The sequence below is a fragment of the Flavisolibacter ginsengiterrae DSM 18136 genome (assembly GCF_059568575.1).
In genome coordinates this window covers 81,015-100,180 of the sequence record NZ_JCANTR010000017.1, presented here as the reverse complement: position 1 = coordinate 100,180, position 19,166 = coordinate 81,015, and the positions used below count along the sequence as shown (strand labels likewise).

Below are 19,166 nucleotides of genomic sequence, written 5' to 3'. Positions count from 1 at the left end.
TTTTAACCGGTACAAAGCGGTAGATGATCGAAGAGATAATGTTGCCTGTACCAAACCTCTCTGCGCTTCTCCTACTTCCTTCAAAGGCAGGATCACTCCAGAAGCGCTTACTGCTTACGCCCGGAAGCATTCTTACCAAAAATCCCCATTCCACATCCTTATAAAAGTTGGTGTCACCATCCACGGTGCCTGTTGCTGTAATGTATCCTACTTGCCTGGCCATAACTGGTATTAGATTTTAATAGCTGCAAGTTTTTGAAAATCCCTCTCAGTTCAAAACCCCTATGTCCGTTTTGGCCGTTTTTGACCGATTTGACCGGTAATGACCGCTTTTGGCCGTATTGGCAGCTTTTGACCGTTTTCCTCTCTAACCCATTGATCCTTACTTCTTTTTCCCTCATTGAACATTGAAAATTGAGCATTGCTCATTGAGCATTCTTCCTCCTTCAACCCAAGCCAGGACCGCATCAACCAATGCCTCTCCGCCCTAACCCCACTTCATCATTCAACATTCCTTGTTCATCTGTTCTATATTCCCCTCCTTCTCCCTATCTACAGTATACCAGCGCCCCACCTGCAGTATAGCTACGGTATAGATACTGCGTAATCACCACGCAGTATCTATACCGTAGGTAGGGAGTAGATAGGGGGCAGCTATACTCCAGGTAGGTAAAAGATAGTACCCAGGCTGCTACCAGGCAGCAAGCAACCCCGAGTTTTGATTCATCATAACCCACAAGGCGTTCCGCTGGAACGCTATAGAAGATTTAAACTATTAAGCTACCGACAAGGTGTTCCTATGGAACACTGGAATGACGACATTCCAGCCCCTGGCCTGTCAACCAGTACTTTCAACTATCCACTTGTAGATTGACTTAAATCTTGTAAAACAACAAAATGCTCAGTCCCCTGCTCATCAAACTATCAAAGGCTCTCTTAAACTTTAGCCTTTGTGCATCTTTGCGACTTTTGTGTCTTAGCGGCTCTCTAATCTCCAGACTCCCGACTCCTAACTCCCGACTCCCGAATCATCCCCCGGGTATGTGGTTTGCAGCACCCTTCCTATGTTTCGGTGGATATCGGCAAAGTTCAGGAAGACGGCTGCGGCAATGGCTTTATTATCAGTGGAGATGGCTATCGTTGTCAGCCTGTTTGTTTGTGCCCTGGTGGTCTTCATCTTTGTTACCCGCCGGATATTTTTTATGCACCGCACCGGTTTTGATGAGCGGGTATTCAAATTATTGAGCAGCCATGTCAGTGAAAAGAACAACGAGATCGTCCTGTTTTTTACCTTCCTGGGTTCTCATGAGTTCCTGATCCCAGCTAACCTGGTATTGATAGCCTATTACCTTATAAGAAAACATAAATGGTATTCCATTAAGGTGCCGGCTATAGCCATCAGCAGCCTGTTGCTGATGTTCATTCTCAAACACCTGTTCAATCGCCCCAGGCCGGGGATTCCGCTGCTTTATGAAGCGAAAGGTCTAAGCTTTCCCAGCGGCCACGCCCTGATGAGTGTGACCTTTTATGGATTGCTGATCTATATTGTTTTCAAGACCTTCCAAAATAAAGGCGCTAAGTGGACCCTTATTTTCCTTTTGATCGCGCTTATTCTCATCATTGGGTTTACCCGCATATACCTGCGGGTGCACTATACTACTGATGTGATCGCAGGGTATTGCATAGGCTTTCTTTGGCTGGTATTTGCTGTCTGGTTACTAAACCGGCTGGAAAAATACAGCAGGCAGAAGCTGGCCCCAGGAGTGGAGAAGCCAGTTCCTGCAATGGAACCCGGCGCTGCAGCCGAATAATACCTGTTATTTCTTTGGATTGTTACCAAAAGTGTCCCTTTTAGAAAGGTCCACGCGGTTCTCCAGCTTTGCACTGTCAGTTGCCGGTTGGGCATTCACATATGGCGTATCTGCAAGACCTCCATTGGAATCAATGGGTTTAATACCGTCATTTACGGCGCCGCTTTCTCCGCCGTTATTGCTACAGGATTGAAGCATAATAAAGCCTGCCATTGCGATCAAAACCTTTTTCATAGTAAGTATTTATTGTTTTTGTTGTGAGTTGTCCTTGTTCATAGAATCTATTGCTGCATGGTTGTGGATGGAATCTTTGGGAACAAAAGCCGTGTCTTTATTAACCATATTGTCCACTTTAGTGGGCGCTGCATTCTCTGTTGAATTGTTGCAGGCGCTGAAGAGTAAAGCCAGTATGCATCCATAAATAAGTTTCATATGATTCTACTTTCTCTTTGTCAAGCAACTACTTTGCCATGGTAGTTTTGGAAGTGCATTACCTGCAATCTTAGCGGAAGCTCTTGCAGAGCTGTTTTGGTCCGGGAACAATTGCTTAGTTCTGCTTATATAGTGACGTATTCTTAACGTTTATCTTACCTGTAAAGCAGGCATAAATTTGTACCTTTGCCCGCCGTTTCAGGGTAGTAACTACCTTTTGAAGCAGAAAAATTTCAGAGAATTATGATTTCAGTTAATAATGTATCGCTTTCCTTTGGTAAAAGGGTATTATTTGACGAGGTAAATATTGGATTTACCAAGGGTAACTGTTATGGTGTCATTGGCGCCAACGGTGCCGGTAAATCTACCTTTTTAAAAATACTTTCAGGGGAGATCGAACCTAATAAAGGAACGGTAACCATCACTCCGGGTGAGCGATTGGCTGTATTGAAGCAGAACCAGTTTGAATTTGACGAGCAAACGGTATTAAATACCGTTTTGATGGGCCACAAGAAGATGTGGGATGTGATGCATAAGAAAGATGCGATATATGCTGATCCTGAAGCTACTGAAGATGATTACATGAAGGCTGGTGAACTGGAGGCTGAATTTGGAGAAATGGGTGGCTATACTGCTGAAAGCGATGCGGCTACCTTACTAAGCGAGCTGGGTGTAAAGGAAGAATACCACCAGATGCTGATGAAGGACATTCCTTCTATTTTAAAGCTAAGGGTATTGTTGGCGCAGGCTTTATTTGGAAACCCGGATATCCTGTTGCTGGATGAGCCTACCAACGGACTGGATATTGAAACGATTGGCTGGCTGGAAAACTTCCTGGCTGATTATGAAAATATCGTGCTGGTTGTTTCCCACGACCGTCACTTTCTGGATGCGGTTTGTACACACGTGGCAGACGTTGACCGCTCCAAGATCAAGGTATTTACAGGTAACTATACCTTCTGGTATGAATCATCACAGTTGATGGCCCGCCAGATGACAGATAAGAATAAGAAGACCGAGGAAAAGCGCCAGGCGCTCCTGGACTTCATTGCCCGTTTCTCGGCTAACGCCTCCAAATCAAAGCAGGCAACTTCACGTAAGAAAGCTTTGGAAAAACTGACCATTGAAGAAATAGAGCCTTCCAACCGCCGCTATCCCGGAATTATATTCCAGCCATTGCGCGAGGTGGGCAACCAGATATTAAATGTGGAGAACCTTTCTTCGGCTATTGAAGGCCGTAAATTATTCAGCAAGGTGAGCTTCAGCATTAATAAAGGTGAGAAGATCGCTTTCCTGAGTAAGGACCCATTGGCGGTGACGAATTTCTTTGAGATCATCAATGGCAATATGAATGCTGACGGTGGGAAGTTTGAGTGGGGAACCACTATTACCAAGGCCTACCTGCCGGTGGAGAACAATGGCTTCTTTGACAATGGACTGAACCTGATGGAATGGCTGCGCCAATATGTGCCGCCACATGTAACAGACGCCGATGAACCATTCTTACGTGGTTTCCTTGGTAAAATGCTTTTCAGTGGAGACGATATCAATAAAAAGACCAACGTATTAAGCGGGGGTGAAAAGGTGCGTTGCATGATCAGCCGGATGATGCTGCAAAACCCCAACGTAGTAGTATTGGACCAGCCAACCAACCACCTGGACCTGGAAAGCATTCAAAGCTTTAACGAAGGCTGCCAAACCTTTCCGGGCATTGTGTTGTTAACCTCTCATGACCATACCTTCTTACAGACCGTTGCTAACCGTATCATTGAACTGACCCCTAAGGGTATCATTGACAGGTTAATGACCTTTGATGAATACATGGAAGATAAAAGAGTGAAAGAGTTGAGAGAAGAAATGTATGGAAGCGCCGTAATGGCCTGATAACCGTCTAAGTTTTAAAGGTGAAATATAAAGATCCCGCTCCTGTGAGCGGGATCTTGTTTTATGGATATACTTATACGACGAGGGTCATTTTCTATAGGTTAGGCCTTGTATACTTTCGTGGTTCAAGCTTCTTTTCTTACATTGAACAGAATTCATGGCCCTGTATCGACCATATAGCTTATTCCCCCTTGGCGATACTGCCTTGCTGATAGATTTTGGAAATACCATCAACGAAGCTATCAATGATGATGTGTTGAAGCTTTTTCATTTCTTAAAAAGCCGGAAGCATCCCTTCATCAAGGACCTGGTACCGGCGTATAGCTCTTTGGCCGTGTATTACGACATCATGGATGTATTGCACCATATGGAAAACGGCACCACCGCTTTTGATGTGATGGCAGAAATGATAGATGTGCTGATAAGAAGTGCAGGGGAAGGTGATTTAACTCCCGGCAAGACCATTAAAGTACCGGTATGTTATGCAGATAAATTTGCCACAGATATTCATTACCTGGCAAAGCAAAAAGGGCTAAGCGTGGAAGAGGTCATCCAGCTTCATACATCAAGAACCTACAGGGTTTTTATGCTGGGGTTTACACCGGGGTTTGCCTATATGGGCGTGGTAGATGACAGGCTGGCCATAAAAAGAAAGCCAGTGCCACAACCTGTAGTGGCAGGATCAGTAGGCATTGCTGGTTTCCAAACCGGGGCTTACTCATTGGATTCACCGGGAGGCTGGCAGATCATTGGCAGAACACCCTTCAAATTATTTGACTCAAAGCGCGAAAACCCTGTGCTGTTTGAACCGGGCGACCAGGTACAATTTTATTCTATTACCGAAGATGAGTTTGAGAATAGTTAAACCAGGCGTTTTTGATACCATCCAGGATGGTGGCAGGTGGGGCTCGCAACACCTGGGCATCAATATTAATGGACCTATGGACCGGTTTTCTGCTCAATTGGGTAACGCGCTACTGGGCAAAGACCTGAGGGCACCGGTAATAGAAATGCATTTTCCCAGTGCACAAATTGAATTTACCAGTCCTACGATCATTTGCCTTACGGGTGCCGACTTTGCGCCTACTATTGATGGTGTTGAAATACCCATGCATCATCCCATAATGGTGGGTCCCAATGCATTTTTGAAATGCAACCGGATGGTGAATGGCGCACGTTGTTACCTGGCCGTATGGCATGACCTTGAACTTAAGCCATGGCTGAATAGCTACAGTACCAACCTGAGAGCTGCAGTGGGTGGAATAGAAGGCAGGATGCTGGCAAAAGATGATATCATTCCCCTTATTAAGAAAGAAGAAAGCCTGGCTGCATTTCTGCAGGCAAAAGATTGTATCGTCATGCCCTGGAAATCGCAGGAGATCGTAAGCAACCGGAATAATATACAGTTCACTTATGGAAGCGAATGGCAGTGGATGCCCGCAGAGGCAAGGGAAACGTTTGTAACCAACTGGTTCCAGGTGACCAATGAAGCCGACCGCATGGGGTACAAACTGGCTGGACCAAAGCTGGAAGGCTGTAATATCCCTGAAGTTATTTCATCTCCGGTAACATTTGGCACCGTGCAATGGTTGCCCGATGGGCAGTTGATCATCCTGATGGCGGACCATCAAACCTCGGGGGGGTACCCCAGGGTGGCCCAGGTGATATCGGCACACCTGCCCATACTGGCGCAGAAAAAACCCAACGATGTGATACAATTTGAATTGACAGACCTCACTATTGCGGAATCAAAAAAAATCAAGCAACAGAAATATTTACAGCAATTACAATTGGCCAGTAAATTCCGCATTGAAGAATATATAAGTTGAAAAGATTAATGTTAAGTTGCGCCTTCTTTTCAATTAACTCACGAAACCCTATTTAAAGAGCGTAGATGTTGCGGGCCATAGATATTAATTGCGATATGGGTGAAGGTATGGGCAATGACGAAGCCCTGATGCCATATATAACCTCCGCTAACATAGCCTGTGGATTTCATGCAGGGAATGGTGAGACCATCAGGCGCACGATTGAACTGGCCAAATTATACAATGTACGTATCGGCGCACATCCTTCATTCAGGGATAAGGATTTCTTCGGTAGAAGAGAATTGGATATTCCCGGGGATAAGCTGTATGCTATCGTCATTGAGCAGATCATCAAGATGGATATGATAGCCCGGGAAAAAGGAGTGAAGTTGTACCATGTAAAACCACATGGCGCCCTGTATAATATGGCTGCAAGAGATCCGAAGATTGCGCGGATCATTTCACAGACGGTAAAGGATTTTGACGAGAGCCTGGTGATCTATGGATTGAGCGGTAGCCACCTGGTAAAAGAATCACAGGCCATGGGACTGGTGGCCGTCAACGAGGCCTTTGCTGACAGAACGTACAGGGATGATGGAAGCCTGACACCGCGATCGCAACCCAATGCCATAATAACAAATGAAACAGAAAGCCTGCAGCAGGTGATGCAGCTATTGGAGCAGGGCTCAGTGACCACCGTTACAGGAAAGGTGATCCCTATGCAGGCTGAGACCATCTGCATTCACGGTGATGAGAAAACGGCGGTTGGCATTGCAAGGACCATCAGCAATGCACTACACCGAAAAATGATGAACCGGTAAATAGTTTGCAGAATACATTAGCCAGCCTAACAGGGAATACAATAAACAACACATTTCCAATTCAACGATCAATGAGAATAGCACAGGATAAATGGAAGCATTTTTGGGTTGGCATAGCTATGGGATTATTGTTCCAGGCAGTGGGGATGTATCTGCTGCCTATGCATTTGTATGTGGCCACTGCTATCAGTTTGATCATAGTGGTAGCTATCAGTTATGGATTCGAATTGTACTCAAAGTTTACAGGCCATGGGCATTATGAAGTGATGGATGCGGTAGCGGCTATCATTGGAGGGGGGATGGGGGTTGTTGTGATGATAGAGTTGGTATTGGCGTGAAGGATCAGGAATGTTGTAAACATAAGTGGTTTTTACGATTTACGCAATAAGGGTAATATTGATTGGTAGGAAGCGACAATACAAAAAGTATATTAAAAAAGTATTGGCAATCAATACTTGTTTTTCTTAAAGGGTTAAATCCTACATCATATATTTACTTGTTAGTGGCAATGCAATGCGACCTGCTACATCAATAGCAACTATACAGAATGACTCAATCTGAAAATTCAACATCTAATAGTAAAGACAAGGTTCTTTCCGCAAAAGAGCTTAAGGCTATATTGAGAAATCCTCCAAATGAATTTATAAAGGAAGAGTATGAAAAACGCATTATTCTTATAGATGGATACACTATCGAAGACGAACACCTTATATTAGATGATAGCATAACAGTTAACTTGCCACTTACTTTTCAAGGTTGCACAATTAAGTCGGACAAATTATTTTTTATTAGTGGGTTGACATGTAATGAGACTTTGACTTTTGAGGGCTGCACAATCTCAGATTGTATTTATTTTAATAGTGGGAATTTTAAAGATGTCATAATTAAGTATGTTCATGTTAAATCCATTCATTTAACCGGCGGTACGTTTGATAAAGTAAGCATCTCTAGTTATAACATCGACGACATATGGGTATCAGGACCAAAATTTGAGAGCCTGCATATTGGGCAGCATCTTGTCGGAGATAATATAAGCAAACTTGTAATTTTTGCTAAAGAAGATGAAACCGGTGATATTATTGTTAACGACCAAAGCTTTGAAGAAATATCATTGTTTGGAACAAACAAAGGAAAAAGAATCAGTTTCTCAAAATTAAAATGCAACAGCATTTCTATAACAAATTTCAAAAACGAAGGTATTTTAAACTTTTACGGAATTGAACCAAAAGACCTAAGTAGTGATAACAGATACTTTCAAATAATCAATAGCAATTTAGATAAAGTTGAATTTTATAGAGCTTTGTTTTCTCAATATAAAGAGATTGTAATTATCGATAGTTTCATTACTGATGCGCTTTTTATAGGTTGCAAATGGAGTAACAATGTCAGAGCATTATATGGACCAGGATATGGCACTTTTGAAGATTCATTAAAAACAGGTCGCAAAACTACACCTCATGAGATAGTCGCAATTAAGGAAGCTTATAGACAGTTAAAAATTTCCATGTCAAAGCATAGCGACAAAATTCAAGAACATAAATTCTATTCCGAAGAGTTAAATTTTCACAACAAAACTCTGACGTGGGGGAAGCCGTGGGAGAATCAGTTTTGGGATAAGGTGATTTTGCTTTGGAGTAGGGTGTTTAGCGACTATGGACAAAGTTTTGTAAAGCCTTTGTTCTGGTTATTATTTGGACACTATATACTTTTTATTTTAGCATTACTATTTAATGGCTTTAACCCATTGCATATATCACTCTGCGAGCCAACTGCTGCAGGTTTTAAGGAAGCTTTTGAAAAGTTTTTTATTTATATCAATCCGTTAAGAAGACTTGAAACTTCTCTTACTGGATACTTAATTCTCTTAGATTTATTAATGAGAATATGGTCATCCTACATGATATACAATATTATTAGAGCATCCAGACGATTCATTTCGTAACCATGAAAGCACTGCCACTAACATTGCGTTTTATGCAAGTCGGGCATGACCAGCAAACATCAGCCAATTGCAAAGCCAAGCTGTGGTTCGGGCTAGACAAACAACTTTCAACTTTAGTTCTTAAATTCAACTTTATATTTTCAATCAGCAGCGGTTGTGGGAAGAAGGAATACTATTTCCCTACCCGCATAAAGCCCTGCCCGTTGTATGTAACTTTATGAGAGCCTTCGTTTCCATATTGACATTTATTTTGACACTGCCTTTGTTTAGCTATCAACAAAAGGTTGACACAGCGTATGACCTTGATAATGAAAAATATCTAAACTTCCTTGCCGCAGTTCAAAACAATTCGACATTTAGCTACTTCACAGTCATTAAAGTAAAAAATCTTAATACAGGCGTGACAAAAGAAATTTGCACAAAGGGGAACTTTGTTGCAGGTGCTTTGCACAGAGAATTAAATATTGGTTTCGACACAAAAGGACAACAAAAAGTACTTGACTTTGCAAAATCAAAAAAGAACAGATACTTTGAATTTAAAAATAAAGAAGCCCTTGACAATATTTCATTCTTCGACTACAAGACAAAGCTTGTTGACAAAATTCAAACCGAATATAATTTTGACAAAGCAATTGAAATTATTAAAAAGGATAAAGAGTTTTCAATCCAACTTTCTCACGACGAAATGAAAGCTTTTGCTCACGTTCTTTTCAACAAAGGTTATTTGACAGGAGAAAACAATTGTTGGGGCGGCGCATTAGAATACGTTGACAAGTTAAAAGACGACAAGTAAAAAAGCTACATATAACATGGGGTTCGCCGCAAGTGTGGCTGGACGGAAGATCAATCGACAGTTTTGCAAAGCCAAACTTCAGTTCCGGCATGACAGGCAACTTTGAAATTCAATTCTTAACTTCAACAAAATAACTCAATCAGCAGCGGGTGTCGGCGGACGGAATACTAATCCCACACCTAACGGCAAGCCCTGAACGTTACCAGCAAGCGTAAATTAAACCAAATTCAACCTGATATTTAGGATAATGAAAATTAGACTTACACGGACAATAAAACTTAATCAGAATATCTTGAAAAAGGTGGTAGCTGAACTACTTCCAATTAATGGTCCATTGACTTTTATTGAAGAAAGAACTCCATTAATGTTTCAGGTTGACAATTTTGACTGGGGTTCCTTTTTTGGAAAATGTTCAGAATACAGAGTATCAAATCAATTTAATGAAAGCGACTTTCTCATTGTGCTGACCGAGCTAAGGAATAATGCAAACTGGTTCAGTTGTTTTTCGATGAATGGAGAAAGAACTATTTTTATTCACGCATCTGATTGGGAAAATTATATTTATTCTGAGCCTGAACTTCCTGCTGCTTATGAAGTTGTTGCCAATGTCTTACAATCTTTATCATTTAATAAGTTAGGTAATGACATTTTTAAATATGTACACGGTGATCCCATAGGTTGCCTAAATGATATGTGTGGGTGGAAACCTGACATTACCTTTAAACTAAGAACGGGTGATATATGTCCTGATTGTTTAACTGTTCTTTCGACTATCATTGAAAAAGAAATAATTGAACAATCAATAACCGTATTTGAATCATTAAGAAAGAAGATGCTTTTTAATAAAGCTTGGCAAAAACCAATGTCTTTTGAAGAAAATCTTCCCTTTACTGTTGCCATAACAAAACGTAAACTAGGCACGACTTTAGAACCTTTCAGGAAAATGTTGATGCTAATTGACCATTTTGATTCAATAGTTCGAACAACAGTGCTCATGTTAGCAGGTCTCACAAAAACGAAGGAACAAATGAATGAGTTTCTACAAGCAAGAAATTTGAATCATTTGCCGTCCTTAGGAAATTGGGTTGACGCATTAGCTGCAATAGCGAAAGAAAATGCACAAATTTTTCCGGAATTACAGTTACCTAGAGACTTTTCAACAAAAGTCCAACAAGTTGTTCAATTAGCGAATGATAATAAAATTACTTATATCCGTAATGAAAAACGCGGACACGGATATATTGATTGTCAAGACAGTAACTACAAAGAGCTATTTATACAATGTATTGCAGCGGTCGAAAACATAGAGCAATTACTATCTCCCTTGTTTTACAGGTTCAACTATTATCATACAATAAACCTAAAGAGAATTGACGGCAACAAGTTCAAAGTAATAGCACATTTACTATCTGGAAGTAACCCAACATTTATTGAAAAAGAAATAACAACGGAATTTGAAAAAATAGATGACCTGCCTATTGAAGACAGATTTTATTTAGTCACTCCCGATTTAAAAAAATGGGTAGACCTTAACCCTTATTTTAAATATGGTGAGTGTAACGTTTGTCATCACAATAGACTGTTGGTTTATGATGGCATTTATATGTTAGACCCATATATCGGACATAGATTTCAAATAGACAAAAACGAAATATGCTGATAAACTAGAGAAAAACGCCAGCTGGTAACAGCGGTTTAGCGTAATGGCGCGTTCAGTGCTTCGTATGACAGTTTTGTGGTAGGTTCAAGTGCAGTTCTTCGATTGAACTTTTGTGCTAAAAATCTCAGCGTCCGCCCGGGGTCTTCTCCGATGGGCCTTGTGTCATGCCGGAGCGACCCCGGGATTACATTTGAGTAGTATCAGGGAAAAAAATGTAGTACATATAAATGATGTCTTCCCAGGTGTAATCCCGGGGTCTCCTGGCGCACAGTGCCAGGAAGTGAAGACCCCGGGTTGACAGTGAAATACTAATGAGCATTTGAATAAAATTTTTACATTAGTTATTTAATCAACATCGGTTGTGGGCATATAATGTCGACACATTGCCATACTTTAACTTTAGCGGTAATGCTTGGAGGGGTTTCTTAACTAAACAACATGAATCCGAAACATTCTTTTCCTTTTTTCTTCGTTGTTTTTCTTATAGGATTTAATAACGCCGCCGGACAAAAAATAATAAAGGATACTATCAACCTAAATAATGAGATATGTACCTATTTTACTACCCAACCTAAAGGAAAAATAGCTGGGATCCTATTGCTCCTTCCAGGTAGAGGTGAAAGTCCAAAAGAGGTATTCAAAAATACCAGTTTGCCTATTCTCCTAGAAGCAAAAGGCTATTTGACTGTGATACCAGGTTTACGATATTCATTATTTGCCGGCAAAACGATCAAAGCTCAGATAACCAAAATACTAAGTGCACAATCAATAAAGAATAACTTAAACAAACCCGATTTATTAATAGGAGGATTTTCTGCAGGAGGAGCTGTCGCTATGAGTTATGCTGAATTTTTATTGTCGTCGGACACAGTTTCAAATCTAAGAGGGGTTTTTGTTATTGATTCTCCCCTTGACTTAGAAAGATTATATATTTCATCTGAACGGATGCTCAAGTATAACTGTAGCGATTTGATTCATAAAGAGGGAGCACTTACGAAAGATTTTCTTGACAAGTCACTCGGAGGTTCACCAAAACTTAAATCCGAAAACTATGTAGCGCTTTCTCCCTATTCTGCGAGTAGTCCAGATGGCGGTAATGCCAGGTGGCTTAAAAATATTGCCGTCCGGCTATATTCCGAGCCTGATCTTCAGTTTGTTCAAAATAAATATTGTGAAGAGCTACAGTTTGAAGATATAAATGCGTTTGATTTGGAAAAGCTTAATAAGTTTCTTTTACAAATAGGCAATGACAGAACTGAATATATCACAACTACCGGAAGAGGTTTTCATAGCTGGAATATTGTGGACCCTACTGAATTAATTGACTGGATAATTAAAGTTAGCAATTGAATTTCCTAACTGCACTTCAGCTTGCAGCGTTTTGCTGCAATTACATAATCACTTTAACCTTTTTCACCACTTCCGTGGGTTTTCTTGTAACCAAAATTCAATTTTAGTCGTCTTATCTGGTTCATCAGGAAAACAGACTTATGAATTACAGGTACGCCTTATGGCAGATTTTATTTACCTGCATTCTATGTTCCTCGTATTGCTACGGACAAACGAATACAACGCAGAAGGATAAAATAAAAACAATTGATGGGAAAGGCTTTAGAACCAAATCTGAAATAGACCAGTTCCTGAAGTTGCAACAGAATTCCTTAGGCATCATTGGACTCTCCATTGCTTTAATAGAAGACGAACATGTTGTCTATTACCGAACGCTCGGCATGCAGAACAAAGAGAAGGAAGTTAAAGCAGATGAAAATACATTATACGAAGCTGCTTCGATGACGAAGCCGGTGTTTGCCTACACAGTGTTGAAATTGGCGCAAAGAAGGATATTAAATTTAGATACTCCTTTGTACAAATACTATCCCTATCAGGACATTGCACATGATAACAGGTATAAGTTAATTACCGCCAGGATGGTTCTTTCCCATACCAGTGGATTTCCGAACTGGAGACATGAAAAATTCAGAGAACTTACCATCGATACAGACCCAGGCAGCAAATTCGAATACTCTGGTGAGGCTTATGGATACCTTGGTTTAGTTGTAGAACATTTAACGGGAAAAAGTTTACAAGATGTGATCCAGGAAGAAGTTTTCACACCCCTGAACATGAAACATTCTTTTATGATTTGGAATGATACTGTGGCAGCCAATAAAGCAATGGGATATGAAAAAGGAATACCAACCCAGGTATTTAAACCACTACGACCCCATCCAGCGGGTACTTTGCACACGGAAGCCATGGATTATGCCCAATTTGTAATTGAACTTATGAAGGAAGACAAAGTTGAAGGAAGTATTTTCAGACAAATGTCTGTACCAGTTATAGAGGGCAAGGTTCCAAGTGTTGGAGACCCGAATTCGGGTATATGGGTGGGGCTGGGAATTTTTATAGAAAAAACACCCAATGGCGTTAAATACCAACATGGAGGTAACAACGGCGATTTTATGGGCAATTTTCAATTTTATAAAAAGCAGAGAAGCGGATATGTTTTCTTTATGAATTGTGACAAAATGCCACAATTCTTAGAAAATTTAAACAAATTTCTAAACAGTCCAGTAGACTAAAATTTAGCAGTAAACTTTATAATCTTGCATTTCCTTTTCCAATGAATCACTGCAGCAGTAGCTAAACACTTTTTGATATCCAGCGCGAGAATCATTGGCGGAATCACTTGTACCTTTTCTTCTCTTTTGCTATCTTTTCTCCAGGAGACAGTAAACAAACCCGTAGCAAAGCAGGGATTTATTTTATCCCCTTTTGACTGTTAACAAAAAGTTGTTGCTGGAGTTAGAAGAAGGAAAGCAGGAGGAGCAGAATCGATGAGTCCCGCCGGAGAGTCTGGTGGTGGAGGCCAGTACTGCGGTGACTCATCGGGGAAGGGAGGAGTGAGACTTATATTAGAAGGAAAATCTCAACATTTTATAACGTATGAAAAGAGTTATTGTATTGCATGTCTTTTTTTTAATGATGCTGCAACTTGTAGCCCAAACTAAAACTGTCAAAATTCATGGGATTGTAAAGGACACAACGTTGAAAAGCATTGAAATTTCCCATTTGGTAGATGATAAGCTTTCAAAGTGGGAGAATACGAAGCTAAATGTCGAAAATGGGGCATTTAACACTGCCATTCAAGTTCCTTTTCCGGTAGAAATAAATATCTCCTATGGAAATAGGGTCTACGGGAAAAATTACATTTATAGTGATGCGGAAATACTGATTCCTTCCGTCGGCGAGCCGCATATTACCAGGTCGCCTATCCAGGATGAGTACGAAAATGAATTCTTGCCTTTTTTCCAATCGAATGACCAGGTATATGACACCTTAAGGTCTTTTTACAGGAGGAATTATCAAAAATATGGTCAGGATATTCCGAAATCAATTAAGGACAGTGCAATGCTTTTGCAAAAGAGATATTACGGTCAAAGAGCTAACTTACTAAGCGAATACATAAAACTACATCCCGATTCTTACGTTGCTTTATGGGACATCAATTTTTTTGTTTCGTTGCCCCCCACACATAGATATTTTGATTTCGAAAAATTGTTTTCTGCTTTTTCAAACCAAATGCAGCAGCAAGCCTTTATGACTGTATTAAAGGAAAAGATAAAAGAATCTGCTAAAATGCAAGTGGGTCAGGTATTCCCGAAAGATTTTTTCAAAGGGTATGAACAATTGCAAAGCAAAATCAAGAAAAACAATCAGTACTATTTGGTTGATTTTTGGTATAGCCATTGTGGTCCATGCGCTATTCGGTTTCCCAGGCTAAAAGAAATTTATAACCAGTTTCATAGTAAGGGATTTGATATCGTATCCATTTCGGTGGATCGGCAAAAAGACAAAAAGGATTATGAGGCAGCCATGAAAAAATATGGTCTTTCCTGGAACCATGCTTGGGATAAGGATGGAGTAAAAGCCGAAATGTATAACATTCATGTTTTCCCAACTTATATCTTACTGGATAAAAATGACAGAATCATCAATTCTGAAATTCAGGATAATGAATTGGAAGCGTTTTTAAAAGAGAATTTAGGAAGTCGTTAGTCATACATGCTGCATGTAGCTACTCCTGGTATTTCTCCTGAGGGTAGACAATAAGCAACGATTTTATTATGGAAAAAGCTGAACTGTTATTCGCACAACAGGTAGCTTGTCAATATACTTGCTGTGGAAACATTATTCAGCTTTTGAGCATATCAACTGTATCTAACTTACCAGGGATGAAGGATATCGAACTTCAGGATCATCGGCTTGCGTTAGCTGCCTGATTTTTATTAAGAATAAGCAGCTTCCTTATTGTTTCCAGGCACTAAGTTCTTATTTGCATCAAGCTTTATCTTCTTATGCCAATAGATGTAAGATAATATACCAGGCACAAACCAAAACAGCATCGTAAGCATAAGGGGATTAAAGGTTGGTGAAATGGCAAGGCCTGAATAAACAGCAGCAATTAAGTCAAAAAACAAACCTGCATATGCCCATTCTTTTATCCTGCCGTTACCGGGAATCAGGAGAACAATAGAGCCAATTAATTTAGCCCAGCCAGTAAAAGGAATAAAATACTCGGGGTAGCCCAGCATGCCATGGATTAATTTAATTGAATCTTCGTTTACCAAAATGCTTGACCACGCCGAAAAAATCATTAATGCACAAAATAGAATGGTAAAGGTCCAGTACAGCGTGTTGATGGTTTTGGGTTTCATGATTTTGATTTGATTTACAAAGATGTAATTGATTGTTGATTTTTTCAACGTGCAATTACGGCATTTTTAAAGGTGAATTGCGTCAAAAGGTACAATCGAATGCCACTTTTCAATAGGATGATGCCGTATATGACAGGAAGATACAAAAACGTAAAGATGTATGCCATCATCCGGGATACTAACATGATCCTTAAAAAAGGGCTGGCTACATTCAACCAATTAATTGTAGTGGAAAGCAGATAGAAAGAAGTTTTCCAAATGGCCTTAGTCATGAAAGTTTTATTTCGTTTACTATAATTTTAATAGAAAGTTTTTGATCGCGGATGCACCAGCAATTTGCCTAACATAAACACAATTCTATAGTTTGAGATATAATGTTTACGTTATTGAGCTTTCAAAGAAAGTGTTTACTGAGAACGCAAGGTTTCGTGCCGCTAATCCTCAATTCAATGGTGTTCTTGAGTGCCTGTATGTAGGTATGACCAGCAAAACTCCGAAAGAACGGTTTGATCAACACAAGAATGGGTACATCAATAAAAAAGGCATTAATCTATCAGCCTACCTGCCTCATAAATACGGCAGGTATTTAAGACCCAGCCTGTACGAACACCTGAATGCTAAGGGTATGACCAGGCTGGAAGCGTTAAAGATGGAAGAAAAACTTGCAATGGATCTTAGAAGGCAAGGATATGCGGTTTGGTTTAACTAACAAACAATTGGGACCTGGTGGAAGTTTTTAGTATTTTAACCATCTAAAATTTACTTGTGCAATCAAAAGCAACAACAGTCGATCAATATATCGATGAACTACCGGAAGACAGGAAGAACGCGGTAGCAGAGTTAAGGAAAGTGATTAAGAAGCATATACCCAAAGGCTTCGTGGAAGGCATGGGTTATGGCATGCCCGGTTACTTTGTGCCACACAGTAAATACCCGGCCGGCTACCATTGTGATCCTAAATTACCATTGCCGTTTTTGTCGTTTGCCTCCCAGAAAAATTTTATAGCTGTCTATCATATGGGTATATACGCAGATGCCAAACTAATGCAATGGTTTACCGAAGCTCATGCCAGTGCATCCTCCAAAAAATTGGATATGGGAAAGAGTTGCCTGCGTTATAAAAAGCCGGAAGACATTCCCTATAAGCTAATTGGCGAACTGGTTTCAAAAATAACGCCCGATCAATGGATAGAGATTTATGAAAGTAAATTTAAAAGCCAAAGGAAGGGGAAATAGCCAGGCTATTACATTACTCATATATACCTGGAACTATTTATATCCGGGTAGTTCAGAATTAGATCAACTTAGTCAGTAGAATGATCTATCTCAGCTTTTTAGTCAAAAGGTAATAATACCTTTTGTTTAAACTGTTTTATGGAAGTTTGGCTCCCCTTAAAAAGCATATTCCTGTTTATAATAATTTCACTTTCACTTAGTTCTTGTGATGTATATAGTTTTTCAATGCCACAGCCTGTGGATAAAGAAAATATTAAAACCTTCCCCAACCAATTTCTTGGCGCCTGGATTGATGAGGATAGTACAATTACATTTTTAGTAAATAAGGCGAATGTGTCAATGATTCAAACCCATGATGAAAAAGTTGTTGTGGGGGCATGGCCAAAACCCGGCAAAAACGGAGCTTATATTTATACTCCTCATTTTTATAAGAGTATGGAGACCATCCATTATGATTCTTCTAAAAACCCCATAGACACTATTGCTAAATATCTATTAAGGCGCGACAAGGTTTACGAAAAAACTGTTGATGGCTTTTTAAAAAATGGGTTTCCTTACCGGCAAGACAAAGACACTCTTATTATTTCTGTAAAAGATACGGTTAGTATTGACCTTGGAAAGAATGCATTTCTCAGGCAATTGAATAAGAATATTTATGCCTTCAATTTTATTCAGAATTCATTGAATGAACATACCACATGGTGGGAGGTAACTTTACTAGAAATAAAAGATGACAAAACCATTTATTTATGGGATGTAACCAGTAAGGTTAAAAACCTTCCCTGCATGTTTTATAGCAACAATGGTTCAAACTACTTAGACTGTCAATTTACTACTGCAGAAATGATAGGTCTTATGAAGGACAGTACATTTGAAGTAAGCGATCCGTTGCATAAAATGAAGATATTGTGAGTATATTTCTTCACCCGTGAGTGACCATTTAGTAATGGTTAGACTCACGGGGAAGAATACATCTTATAATGCTATCATTTGCCCGATGACTTCCTGTGGTCCGCCGGCAGGTCCCATCAAATTCACCTGGTCGAAATAATTGTACCAGCCTGCGCCTTCCACTAACTTTTCAAAGCCTTGAGCTGCTTCGCTATTCGGGAAAGTCCAAACTGCAAAAAAATCGTAGTCCGCCTTGCTAAAGGTGGCTTTATCATTGGCGCCCCAGCTAACTACCTGGGCACCATTTTCTAATAGCTGTTGAATAGCCGGCCCTAAGGCGTTCATATAGTTTCCCCTTTCTTCCGTTGACAGATCCATCCAGGCTTGTTTGGCCTTCCATAATTCAATGTAAGTGATCATCGTGTACTTTTGTTTAAGTAACAAACATATGGAATAAGTGTCCGTATGCGTTAGATATTTTTACTATAGGAAGAAGTGTACTTAGCGGGAATGTCCTTATTTAATATTATCCTACAGAATACACCGACGACTTAATGAAAAGTGATTTTGAGATTAGATAATTTTTTATCTTGACCATGAAAAATAATATGAAAACTATACTGGAAACAGAGCGCCTTTTATTAAGGGAATTCAGTTTGGATGATACAGCATTTATTATTGAATTGCTGAACAGTCCCGGATGGATCAAATACATTGGCGACAGGAATATCAAAACAGAACAACAGGCCCTGGCTTATTTGCAAAATGGCCCCTTAAAAAGTTACCAGCAAAATGGATTTGGTTTATCCATGGTGGAGAAAAAGGATGGCCATGTCCCTATAGGCATGTGTGGTATCATTAAACGGGACACCCTGGACAATCCTGATATAGGATTTGCTTTTTTGCCCGAGTATAATGGCAAAGGGTATGCTTTGGAAATGGCAGCTGCAACCCTGGCCTATGCAAAACAGGCGTTGGGCCTTCCGGTCATATCTGCTATTACGCTGGCTGATAATTCGAAGTCGATACGGTTACTGGAAAAGATTGGATTGCAGTTTAGTCAAACAGTAGTTTTTCCAGGAAGTGAAGAAGAGTTGCTGCTGTATAATGGATGAGTGAGTAAAGCACTAATTAATAAAACACAGAGGTCATCCCTATAAGGAATGACCT

The 19,166-nt window shown here is 40.1% G+C and carries 22 protein-coding genes; 17 read left to right on the top strand and 5 right to left on the bottom strand.

Annotation, left to right across the window (positions count from 1 at the left end; all coding sequences use genetic code 11):
* Nucleotides 1-223, bottom strand: a 223-nt coding sequence (locus BP74_RS16500) for a hypothetical protein (protein ID WP_496375484.1), incomplete at its 3' end; no start/stop codon positions are given.
* An 841-nt stretch (nt 224-1,064) separates the two neighbouring features.
* Here BP74_RS16500 and BP74_RS16495 point away from each other — a divergent pair.
* Nucleotides 1,065-1,811 (top strand): phosphatase PAP2 family protein, encoded by a 747-nt coding sequence (locus tag BP74_RS16495; protein WP_496375666.1) that lies wholly within the window; start codon nt 1,065-1,067, stop codon nt 1,809-1,811.
* A gap of 6 nt (nt 1,812-1,817) precedes the next feature.
* Here BP74_RS16495 and BP74_RS16490 read toward each other — a convergent pair whose 3' ends face one another.
* Together BP74_RS16490 and BP74_RS16485 are read right to left on the bottom strand one after the other, a co-directional pair.
* Nucleotides 1,818-2,045: a hypothetical protein gene (locus BP74_RS16490; RefSeq protein ID WP_496375664.1), complete on the bottom strand. Its 228-nt coding sequence runs from the start codon at nt 2,043-2,045 to the stop codon at nt 1,818-1,820.
* A gap of 9 nt (nt 2,046-2,054) precedes the next feature.
* Nucleotides 2,055-2,243: a hypothetical protein gene (locus tag BP74_RS16485; RefSeq protein ID WP_496375662.1), complete on the bottom strand. Its 189-nt coding sequence runs from the start codon at nt 2,241-2,243 to the stop codon at nt 2,055-2,057.
* 243 nt (nt 2,244-2,486) lie between these two features.
* Here BP74_RS16485 and BP74_RS16480 point away from each other — a divergent pair, with 243 nt between their 5' ends.
* The 11 genes from BP74_RS16480 to BP74_RS16430 all read left to right on the top strand — a co-directional run bounded on the left by BP74_RS16480 (nt 2,487) and on the right by BP74_RS16430 (nt 15,210).
* Nucleotides 2,487-4,127 (top strand): ABC-F family ATP-binding cassette domain-containing protein, encoded by a 1,641-nt coding sequence (locus BP74_RS16480; protein WP_496375660.1) that lies wholly within the window; start codon nt 2,487-2,489, stop codon nt 4,125-4,127.
* Nucleotides 4,128-4,284: 157 nt separating this feature from the next.
* The gene (gene pxpB, locus BP74_RS16475) at nt 4,285-4,992 is read left to right on the top strand and encodes a 5-oxoprolinase subunit PxpB (RefSeq protein WP_496375658.1); all 708 of its coding nucleotides are present in this window, start codon (nt 4,285-4,287) and stop codon (nt 4,990-4,992) included.
* On the top strand, nt 4,973-5,956 hold the full coding sequence (locus BP74_RS16470) for a 5-oxoprolinase subunit C family protein (protein WP_496375656.1): 984 nt from the start codon (nt 4,973-4,975) through the stop codon (nt 5,954-5,956). Before pxpB ends, BP74_RS16470 begins: the two co-directional genes overlap by 20 nt.
* A gap of 65 nt (nt 5,957-6,021) precedes the next feature.
* Nucleotides 6,022-6,756 carry a 5-oxoprolinase subunit PxpA gene (locus tag BP74_RS16465; protein WP_496375654.1) on the top strand — a complete coding sequence of 245 codons (735 nt, stop codon included), beginning with the start codon at nt 6,022-6,024 and terminating at the stop codon, nt 6,754-6,756.
* Between the two features lie 71 nt (nt 6,757-6,827).
* Nucleotides 6,828-7,094: a hypothetical protein gene (locus BP74_RS16460; protein ID WP_496375652.1), complete on the top strand. Its 267-nt coding sequence runs from the start codon at nt 6,828-6,830 to the stop codon at nt 7,092-7,094.
* Nucleotides 7,095-7,303: 209 nt separating this feature from the next.
* Entirely contained in the window at nt 7,304-8,698 is a 1,395-nt protein-coding gene (locus tag BP74_RS16455; protein WP_496375650.1) for a hypothetical protein, read from the top strand.
* A 154-nt stretch (nt 8,699-8,852) separates the two neighbouring features.
* Nucleotides 8,853-9,491, top strand: coding sequence for a hypothetical protein (locus BP74_RS16450; RefSeq protein WP_496375648.1), 639 nt, complete (start codon nt 8,853-8,855; stop codon nt 9,489-9,491).
* 292 nt (nt 9,492-9,783) lie between these two features.
* On the top strand, nt 9,784-11,151 hold the full coding sequence (locus BP74_RS16445) for a hypothetical protein (protein WP_496375646.1): 1,368 nt from the start codon (nt 9,784-9,786) through the stop codon (nt 11,149-11,151).
* A 438-nt stretch (nt 11,152-11,589) separates the two neighbouring features.
* On the top strand, nt 11,590-12,501 hold the full coding sequence (locus BP74_RS16440) for a hypothetical protein (RefSeq protein ID WP_496375644.1): 912 nt from the start codon (nt 11,590-11,592) through the stop codon (nt 12,499-12,501).
* Between the two features lie 140 nt (nt 12,502-12,641).
* Nucleotides 12,642-13,733 (top strand): serine hydrolase domain-containing protein, encoded by a 1,092-nt coding sequence (locus tag BP74_RS16435; RefSeq protein WP_496375642.1) that lies wholly within the window; start codon nt 12,642-12,644, stop codon nt 13,731-13,733.
* Between the two features lie 364 nt (nt 13,734-14,097).
* Nucleotides 14,098-15,210: a TlpA family protein disulfide reductase gene (locus BP74_RS16430; RefSeq protein ID WP_496375640.1), complete on the top strand. Its 1,113-nt coding sequence runs from the start codon at nt 14,098-14,100 to the stop codon at nt 15,208-15,210.
* A 230-nt stretch (nt 15,211-15,440) separates the two neighbouring features.
* On the opposite strand, the gene BP74_RS16425 is transcribed toward BP74_RS16430, so the two are convergent.
* The gene (locus BP74_RS16425; protein WP_496375638.1) at nt 15,441-15,869 is read right to left on the bottom strand and encodes a DoxX family protein; all 429 of its coding nucleotides are present in this window, start codon (nt 15,867-15,869) and stop codon (nt 15,441-15,443) included.
* 99 nt (nt 15,870-15,968) lie between these two features.
* Here BP74_RS16425 and BP74_RS16420 point away from each other — a divergent pair, with 99 nt between their 5' ends.
* The 4 genes from BP74_RS16420 (at nt 15,969) to BP74_RS16405 (ending at nt 18,017) form a co-directional block, all read left to right on the top strand.
* A complete protein-coding gene (locus BP74_RS16420; protein ID WP_496375636.1) occupies nt 15,969-16,112 on the top strand; it encodes a hypothetical protein in 144 nt (47 codons plus the stop codon).
* Nucleotides 16,113-16,233: 121 nt separating this feature from the next.
* Nucleotides 16,234-16,578 (top strand): ribose-5-phosphate isomerase, encoded by a 345-nt coding sequence (locus tag BP74_RS16415; protein ID WP_496375634.1) that lies wholly within the window; start codon nt 16,234-16,236, stop codon nt 16,576-16,578.
* Nucleotides 16,579-16,634: 56 nt separating this feature from the next.
* Nucleotides 16,635-17,105, top strand: a complete 471-nt coding sequence (locus BP74_RS16410) for a DUF1801 domain-containing protein (protein WP_496375632.1) — start codon at nt 16,635-16,637, stop codon at nt 17,103-17,105.
* A 138-nt stretch (nt 17,106-17,243) separates the two neighbouring features.
* Nucleotides 17,244-18,017: a hypothetical protein gene (locus BP74_RS16405; RefSeq protein ID WP_496375630.1), complete on the top strand. Its 774-nt coding sequence runs from the start codon at nt 17,244-17,246 to the stop codon at nt 18,015-18,017.
* 63 nt (nt 18,018-18,080) lie between these two features.
* Here BP74_RS16405 and BP74_RS16400 read toward each other — a convergent pair whose 3' ends face one another.
* Nucleotides 18,081-18,416: a DUF6616 family protein gene (locus BP74_RS16400; protein ID WP_496375628.1), complete on the bottom strand. Its 336-nt coding sequence runs from the start codon at nt 18,414-18,416 to the stop codon at nt 18,081-18,083.
* Nucleotides 18,417-18,604: 188 nt separating this feature from the next.
* On the opposite strand from BP74_RS16400, the gene BP74_RS16395 reads away from it, so the two are divergent.
* The gene (locus tag BP74_RS16395; protein ID WP_496375626.1) at nt 18,605-19,111 is read left to right on the top strand and encodes a GNAT family N-acetyltransferase; all 507 of its coding nucleotides are present in this window, start codon (nt 18,605-18,607) and stop codon (nt 19,109-19,111) included.
* Nucleotides 19,112-19,166: the final 55 nt, after the last annotated feature.